This window comes from Azospirillum sp. ST 5-10, assembly GCF_051225715.1.
Taxonomy (GTDB): Bacteria; Pseudomonadota; Alphaproteobacteria; order Azospirillales; family Azospirillaceae; genus Azospirillum.
In genome coordinates this window covers 92,106-99,794 of record NZ_JBPJSP010000026.1, presented here as the reverse complement: position 1 = coordinate 99,794, position 7,689 = coordinate 92,106, and the positions used below count along the sequence as shown (strand labels likewise).

Below are 7,689 nucleotides of genomic sequence, written 5' to 3'. Positions count from 1 at the left end.
ACGTGCTGTACGGCAACAAGGCGGCGGACACGCTGTTCGGCGGGCAGGCGGACGACACGCTGTTCGGCGGCCAGGACGGCGACCTTCTGTACGGCGGCCGGGGCGACGACGTCCTGGCGGGGAACCTGGGGACGGACACGCTGTACGGCGGGGAGGGCGCGGACGTGTTCCGCATCGAGGGGCCGAGCGAGGGCGGCGACGCGATCGCCGACTTCACGGCCGGCGAGGACCGGATCGCGGTGGTCGGGCCGAACTTCGGGAGCATCCCGGCGGGCCCGCTGTCGGCGGCGAACTTCGCGCTGGACAATCCGGCCGGCGGCGGTGCGGCGTTCGTGTTCGACACGGCGACGGGCACGCTGTCGTTCGACGCCGACGGCAGCGGCGCCGGCGCGGCGGTCACCGTCGCCACCCTGAACGTACGCACGCTGTCGGCGTCCGACATCACCGTGCTCGCCGGCTGACGAGGGCGGTTCTGGACGTGCGCGGGATGGACCCGGGCGGGAGCGTGACCGCTTCCCGCCCGGGACTCCGGATCACCCGCAAAACCCGATCGATCGGGGCAAGTGCAAAGCCAGATTTGTTGCGTCCAAATCAGAAATAAAATTTTTCCGACGCCTTATAGTCCTTTGTCGCGGTGGTGTGATTCTGAATACGACGAAATAGGATCATATTGCATTTGCGCTGATTGAACGAATTGGCGCTGAGAACAACGCTTTTTCGTGGACGCCCGGGCGATCCGCGTCATAGTGACGCGGTAATTGTTCGTTTGACCAGCGCATGCCGAGGCGGCGGCGACACTGGCACGGCTCCGGCCGTGTCCGTGCGCGTCCGGGATCCGGTCGGTCCCGGCGCACCGCCGGCGGCGCCGACGTGCTGTATGGCGACTTCGGTGCCGACCTGCTCTACGGCGGGCTCGGCGAGGCCGTCCTGGAGGGCAGTCTGGGGGCCGACACGCTGTACGGCGCGGCGGGTGCGGACGCCTTCCGGATCGTTGCTCCGGAGGGAGCGGCCGACACCATCGCCGACTTCGAGTCCGGCGTCGACCGCATCGAGATCGTCGGCGCCAACTTCGGCGCGCTGCCGGCGGGCGTCCTGGCGGCCTCCCGTTTCGCGCTCGACCGGCCGGGGGACGCCGACGACTGGTTCGTCTTCGACACCGCGACCGGCATGCTGTCGTTCGACGCGGACGGCTCCGGGGGCGGGGCGGCGGTGGCGATCGCCACCCTGGACGTGCGCACCCTCGCCAGCTCCGACATCCTCGTGCTGGGCGGGTGATGTCGCCGCCGCCGGAGCCCCGGCGATCCGTCACGACATGATCAGGCCGCCGTCCACGTTGATCGTCTGGCCGGTGATGTAGGCCGCGTCGTCGCTCGCGAGGAAGGCGACCAGCCCGGCGACGTCCCGGCCCGTGCCCGCGCGCTGCATCGGAATGTTCCGCACCCATTCGGCCATCAGCTCGCCCGGCTTGTAGTTGCCGAGCATCTGCCCCCACACGCGGTCGTTGTAGTCCCACATGTCGGTCTCGATGATGCCCGGGCAGATGGCGTTGACGGTGATCCCCTCGAGCGCCACCTCCTTGGCGAGGCTCTGCGTGATGCCGACCACGCCCATCTTCGACGCGGCGTAGTGCGGCGTGTAGATGAACCCCTGCCGGGCCTGGCCCGACGCGGTGTTGACGAGGCGGCCGCCCCGGCCGGTCTTGCGCATGCGCAGGATGGCTTCGCGGCAGCACAGGAACACGCCCTTGGTGTTCACCGCCATCACCGCGTCCCAGTCCTTCTCCGTCAGGTCGCCGACCCTGGCGATGGTGATGATGCCGGCGTTCTGGAGCGACACGTCGACACCGCCGAAGGCGTCCTCGGCCTTGTCGTAGAGGGCCTGCACGGCCCTGGCGTCGGTCACGTCGCAGACCACGGGGACGACGGCGGCGCCGCTGGCCCGCAGCGTGTCCGCGGCCTCGAAGATCTGCTCCTCGATGGAGGAGATCACGAGGTTGGCCCCCTCGGCGGCGAACCGCTCGGCCATCGCGTAGCCGATGCCTTTGTTGGCGCCGCTGACGACCACGGTCTTCCCTTCGAAACGCTTCATGGTGTTTCCCCTTCGTTTGACACGCCCCCTCACGGGCCCGTCCGGCCGGCGCCGCTGTCCGCCATGTCCAGCAGCCGGCACGCCGTGAACCGGTCGGTGATGAGCATGTCGAGAACGCCGGTCCGCAGCGCCCCGCGGATGGCGTCCGTTTTCGATCGCCCGCCGGCCAGGGCGATGACCCGGTCGACACGGGCGAGTTCGTCGAGCGTCATGCCGATCACGCGCTCGTCGAGGGGCGTCTTGACGGCCCGGCCCTGGATGTCGAAGAACCGCAGGCTCATGTCGCCGATGGCGCCGGCCTCCGCCGCCTCGGCGAGTTCCTTGGGCGAGAAGACGTTGCCGCTCCGCGACAGCATGCGCGAGGGTTCGATGGCGCCGATGCCCATGAAGGCGAGGGTGATGCGGCCGAACATGTCCATGGTTTCCCGGACGTACTGGTCGCCCAGCATGATCAGCTTGGCCTCGCGCGACGGCGCCACCCCCGGGGTGGTGAGAAGCCGCGGCGTCGCGCCGGTCAGCTTGGCGAGCCGGGTGGTGAGCAGCGTGGCGTGGGTCTGGACGGTGGGATCGCCCATGCCGCCGAGGGTCTGGACGACGTATTTCGCCTTCCCCCCTTTCATCGGGTGGATGTTCTCGACCATCTTCAGGATGGTCTCGCTCCAGCTCGACACGCCGATGATCTCGCCGGGCTGCATCGTCGTCTCGAGGAGATGGGCGGCGGCCTCGCCGATCCGCGCCATGATCGCCCCGTCGCGGTCCTCGGAACACTCGACCACGATCGCCTCCGGCAAGGCGTACCGCTCGCGCAGCGCCGTCTCGAGGTCGCCATAGGTCCCCGGCGGGGAGACGACCGTGGTGCGCACGATCTCCTCCTCCAGCGCCCGCTTGAGCATGCGGGAGACGCTGGCCTGGGAAATCCGCAAGTGCTGCGCGATGTCCGCCTGCCTGCGCCCCTCGCTGTGGTACATCTGGGCAACGCGGGCCATCATTCTCAACTCGTTCAATCGCGACACGCGCGGTCTCCCTCCCCATGCGGCACCGGTGTGAATATATATTCAACCGGGGCCGAGGGTCGAGCGGGCGACGGCGGCCCGCCAGCCGGCGAGCAGGGTCGCGCGCACCTCCGGGTCGATCGCCGGCGCCAGGGTGGCGCCGTGCCGTTCGAGCGCGCCGACCGTTGCGAGGTCGGGCCAGAAGCCCACCGCGATCCCCGCGAGATAGGCGGCGCCGCGGGCCGACGCCTCGGTGCTCTCGCAGGTGACGACGGGATGGCCGATGACGTCCGCCACCATCCCCATCAGGAAGGGATTGCGGCTCGGCCCACCGTCGACGAAGAGATGGCCGATCGGGTGCCCGGCGTTCGCCTGGACGATCTCGAAGACGTCCTGGACCTGCAGGGCGATGCTTTCCGCCGCCGCGCGGGCGACGTGGGCGCGCGTGGACGCGAAGGACAGGCCGCAGACGAGGCCGCGGGCCGAGGCGTTCCAGTGCGGCGATCCCAGCCCCACATGGGCGGGAACGAGGTAGACGCCGCCGGCGTCATCGACGCTCCGGGCGAGGTCCAGCAGGGCGGCCACGCCGTCGACCCCGAGCAGCTCGGCGGTCCAGGGCAGGATCGAGGCGCTGACCAGGATGTTGCCCTCGAAGGCGTAGGTCGGCCTGCCGCCGAGCGACCAGGCGATCGTCGTCGTGATGCCCTTGGGCGGGACGACGAAGTCCCGGAGCGTGGTCATGACCGAGGATCCGGTGCCGAAGGTCACCTTGCCGTCGCCGGCCGCGAAGGCGCCGTGGCCGAACAGCGCGGCGTGGGAATCGCCGATGGCCGCGGCGACGGGCACGCCGTCGGGAACGCCCGGCACGCCCCTGGTCACGCCGAACACATGGGAAGAGTCGCGGACCTCGGGCAGCACCTCCCGCGGCACCCCGAAGACCTCGCGGAGGGCGTCGTCCCAGCGGCCCCGGCCAATGTCGTAGAGCTGGGTGCGCGCGGCGTTGGAGCTGTCGGTGGCATGGATCGCACCACCCGTGAGGTTCCAGATCAGCCAGGAATCGACCGTCCCCAGACAGACGTCGGCCGGCGCCCGTCCCTGGCAGTGGTTGTCGAGCAGCCACCGCGCCTTGGTGGCCGGGAACAGCGGGTCGAGCGGCAGGCCGGTGCGGGCGATGATCCCGTCCTCCTCGCCGGCCGCCTTCAGCGCGGCGCAGGCCGGGGCGGTGCGCCGGCATTGCCAGGTGACCACGGGGCCGAGCGGCGTGCCCGTCCGGCGGTCCCAGGCCAGCACCGATTCCCTCTGGTTCGAGATGCCGATGGCGGCGATCCCGGCCCCGGCGGCGCCGTCGAGACAGGCGCGGATGGCGGCGACGATGCTGGTCCAGATCTGCCCGGCGTCCTGCTCCACCCAGCCGGACCGCGGGTGGCGGATCTCGACCGGCGAGGAGCCGGTGGCGAGAATGGCCCCGCTTTCGGCGATGAGCACGGCCTTGCTGTTGGTCGTGCCCTGGTCAACGGCCAGCATTCCGCGCTCGACCATCGCACTTACCCCTTCCGTTCGAGGAGCCGCAGGGCGCTGTCCGCGATGCCTTCGGGCGACATGCCGAAATGATCGAGGAGGAAGTTGGCCGACCCCGTCGGGGCGAACTCCCCGGGCACGCCGAGAAGCGTCATCGGCGCCGGCCGATGCTGGACCACGACCTCGGCGACGGCGCTGCCGAGGCCGCCATAGACCGTGTGCTCCTCGCAGGTGACGATGCCGCGGGTCTCCCCGGCCGCCTTGACCACCGCGTCGACGTCGATCGGCCGGACCGTCGCCATGTTCAGGACCCGCGCCGACACGCCCTGGCCGTCGAGGATCGCGGCGGCGCGCATGGCCCGGTGGCTGAGCACGCCGTTGGCGATGATCGTGACGTCCCGGCCGTCGCGCAGGGTGTTCGCCCGCCCCGGTTCGAACACGTGCCCCTCGGGCAGGAGGTCCGGCACGCCGACACGGCTCAGGCGCAGGAAGACCGGGCCGTCGTGCCGGGCCGCCCATGCCGTCGCCGCCGCCGTCTCGATGCGGTCGGCCGGCGCGATGACGGGGATGTTGGGCAGCGCCCGGATCCAGGCGAAGTCCTCGATCGAATGGTGGGTGGGGCCGAGCTCGCCATAGGCCATGCCCGAACTGATGCCGCACAGCTTCACGTTGGCGAGGGAATAGGCGACGTCCGCCTTGATCTGCTCCAGCGCGCGGCCCGTGAGGAAGCAGGACGCGCCGCAGACGAAGGGAATCTTGCCGCCGTTGGCGAGGCCGGCCGCGGTGCCCACCAGGCTCTGTTCAGCGATGCCCACATTGATCAGGCGCTCGGGAAACCTGTCCCGGAAGCCGCCGAGCTTGGAGGAGCCGACCGAATCGTTGCACACCGCGACGATGGCGGCGTTGGCCTCGGCCAGCGCCTCGAGCGTGGCGGTGAAGGCGTCCCGGCAGTCGTGGAGCGTGGGCGTGCTGGTCTGGACGGTCATCGGGCCGCCTCCTCGAGTTCGGCCATGGCCTGCCTGTATTGCGCTTCGTTGGGCACCTTGTGGTGCCACTCCACCCGGTCGGACATGAAGGAAATGCCGTGGCCCTTGTTGGTGTGCGCCACGACGCATTTCGGGCGGCCCGGCGACATGGTGTCGCGGGACAGCGCCTTGACGATCTGCTCCATGTCGTGCCCGTCGATGTCCTCGGCCGCCCAGCCGAACGCCTCCAGCTTGGGCGCCAGGGGCGCGACGTCGTTGGTGTCCGCCAGGCGCGCGCCCTGCTGGAGGCGGTTGTGGTCGATGATCAGGGTCAGGTTGTCGAGCTTGAACTGTGCCGCCGCCATGATGGCTTCCCAGTTGCTCCCCTCCTGCATCTCGCCGTCGCCGGTGATGACGAAGACGCGCCAGGACGCGCCGTCGAGCTTGGCGGCCTTGGCCATGCCGACGGCCACGGGAAGGCCGTGCCCGAGCGGCCCCGTGTTGGTTTCCACGCCGGGGACCTTCGTGCGGTTGGGATGGCCGTTCAGCCGGGACAGCGGCTTCAGGAAGGTCGCGATCTCCTCCTTCGGAAGGAACCCGCGCTCGGCCAGGGTGACGTAGAGGGCGCACGCCGTGTGGCCCTTGCTCAGCACCAGGCGGTCCCGCAGCGGGTCCAGCGGCGCGCGGGGATCGACGTTCAGAACGTTGAAGTAGAGGGCCGTGAGCAGGTCGATCACCGACATCTCGCCGCCGATGTGACCGGCCCCCGCCTCGAAAACGGCTTGCAGGTCCCGGCGCCGGATCCGGTTCGCGATGACGCGGAGGTCCTGGGGGGTCTGCGGCTCCATGGGGTCACCAACTTGCATATTTATTCACATAACAATTCTTATTCAGAGAGGCGGCCCTGTCAAGGGCCTACCGGGGTCCTGCGCCGTTTGTCGCGGGGTGGCGGGCATCCGTGGCGCGCCTTGACAAGGCGTGGCCCGCGGTGTATGCATCAAATATCAATAAGGAATAAATATTCCAAGGCCGGGAGGATTGAAGTGTCGACAACGGCGACGACAGCGGTCGGGTCCGGCGCGCGCGGCCTCGGGGGGCTTTTCGCCCTTGGGGGGGCGACGGGACCGCTCATCGGGCTTCTGGCGCTCTGCGTCTTCCTGAGTTTCGCGACGGATTCGTTCCTGTCGGTGCGGAACCTTCTGAACGTGCTCGACCAGATCACCGTGCTGGGGATCATGGCGGTGGGCATGACCTTCGTCATTCTGATCGGCGGGATCGATCTGGCCGTCGGCTCGGTGCTGGCGCTGGCCATGATGATCATGGGCTACCTGTCCAACGAGGCGGGTCTTCCCCTGGGGGCGGCGATGGTCGTGGCCCTGGCCGCGGCGGCCCTCACGGGGGCCGTTTCGGGCGTGCTGATCACCGGTTTCGGCGTGCCCGCCTTCATCGCCACCCTGGCCATGATGTCGGTGGCGCGGGGCCTCGCCAACATGATCACCGACGGCCAGCAGATCGTCGGCTTTCCCGGCTGGTTCAATCTGCTGGCGATCGTCCGGCACGGCGGATTCCTCACCGTGACCGTGGCGCTCATGCTGGTCGTCTTCCTGGCCGGCTGGCTCTTCCTGCGCTACACCTTCGGCGGCCGCAGCCTCTACGCCATCGGCGGCAACGCCGAGGTCGCCCGCCTCGCCGGCATCACGGTGAAGTCGACGACGATCGGCGTCTACGTCGTCTCCGGCCTTCTCGCGGGGCTGGCCGGGATCGTCCTCGCCGCCCGCCTCGACTCGGTGCAACCGAGCTCGGGCTTCACCTACGAGCTGGACACCATCGCGGCCGTGGTCATCGGCGGGACCAGCCTGTCGGGCGGGACCGGCGGAATCGCGGGCACGGCCATCGGCGTCCTCATCATCGGCGTCCTGCGCAATGGCCTCAATCTTCTCGGCGTGTCCCCCTTCACCCAGCAGGTGGTGATCGGGGTGGTGATCGCCCTGGCGGTCGCCGCCGAGGCCCTGAAGAAGAAATAGCGGCAAACGCACACCGGCGGCCCGCGCCGCCGGCCTACCGCCCGGCGCGACGCGGGGCATCGCCTGACACCACCGCGGCTTCCCGCGGCGGGACAATCACAT

7 protein-coding genes and 1 pseudogene are annotated in these 7,689 nt (G+C 69.7%); 3 read left to right on the top strand and 5 right to left on the bottom strand.

Going from position 1 to position 7,689, the window contains the following annotated elements; genetic code table 11:
- Positions 1–461: pseudogene (locus tag ACSBPG_RS23980) on the top strand (calcium-binding protein); the annotation flags it as partial.
- A 316-nt stretch (positions 462–777) separates the two neighbouring features.
- The gene (locus ACSBPG_RS23975; RefSeq protein ID WP_435539752.1) at positions 778–1,275 is read left to right on the top strand and encodes a hypothetical protein; all 498 of its coding nucleotides are present in this window, start codon (positions 778–780) and stop codon (positions 1,273–1,275) included.
- Between the two features lie 30 nt (positions 1,276–1,305).
- On the opposite strand, the gene ACSBPG_RS23970 is transcribed toward ACSBPG_RS23975, so the two are convergent.
- The 5 genes from ACSBPG_RS23970 to ACSBPG_RS23950 form a co-directional block, all read right to left on the bottom strand.
- A complete protein-coding gene (locus ACSBPG_RS23970) occupies positions 1,306–2,088 on the bottom strand; it encodes an SDR family oxidoreductase (RefSeq protein ID WP_435539751.1) in 783 nt (260 codons plus the stop codon).
- Positions 2,089–2,117: 29 nt separating this feature from the next.
- Positions 2,118–3,077, bottom strand: a complete 960-nt coding sequence (locus ACSBPG_RS23965; protein ID WP_435539750.1) for a sugar-binding transcriptional regulator — start codon at positions 3,075–3,077, stop codon at positions 2,118–2,120.
- A gap of 66 nt (positions 3,078–3,143) precedes the next feature.
- Complete coding sequence (locus ACSBPG_RS23960; RefSeq protein WP_435539749.1) at positions 3,144–4,604, bottom strand: FGGY family carbohydrate kinase; 1,461 nt, start codon at positions 4,602–4,604, stop codon at positions 3,144–3,146.
- Between the two features lie 20 nt (positions 4,605–4,624).
- Complete coding sequence (locus ACSBPG_RS23955) at positions 4,625–5,584, bottom strand: transketolase family protein (RefSeq protein WP_435539748.1); 960 nt, start codon at positions 5,582–5,584, stop codon at positions 4,625–4,627.
- Positions 5,581–6,411, bottom strand: a complete 831-nt coding sequence (locus ACSBPG_RS23950) for a transketolase (protein ID WP_435539747.1) — start codon at positions 6,409–6,411, stop codon at positions 5,581–5,583. Before ACSBPG_RS23950 ends, ACSBPG_RS23955 begins: the two co-directional genes overlap by 4 nt.
- A 339-nt stretch (positions 6,412–6,750) precedes the next feature.
- On the opposite strand from ACSBPG_RS23950, the gene ACSBPG_RS23945 reads away from it, so the two are divergent.
- Positions 6,751–7,587 carry an ABC transporter permease gene (locus tag ACSBPG_RS23945; RefSeq protein ID WP_435539746.1) on the top strand — a complete coding sequence of 279 codons (837 nt, stop codon included), beginning with the start codon at positions 6,751–6,753 and terminating at the stop codon, positions 7,585–7,587.
- Positions 7,588–7,689: the final 102 nt, after the last annotated feature.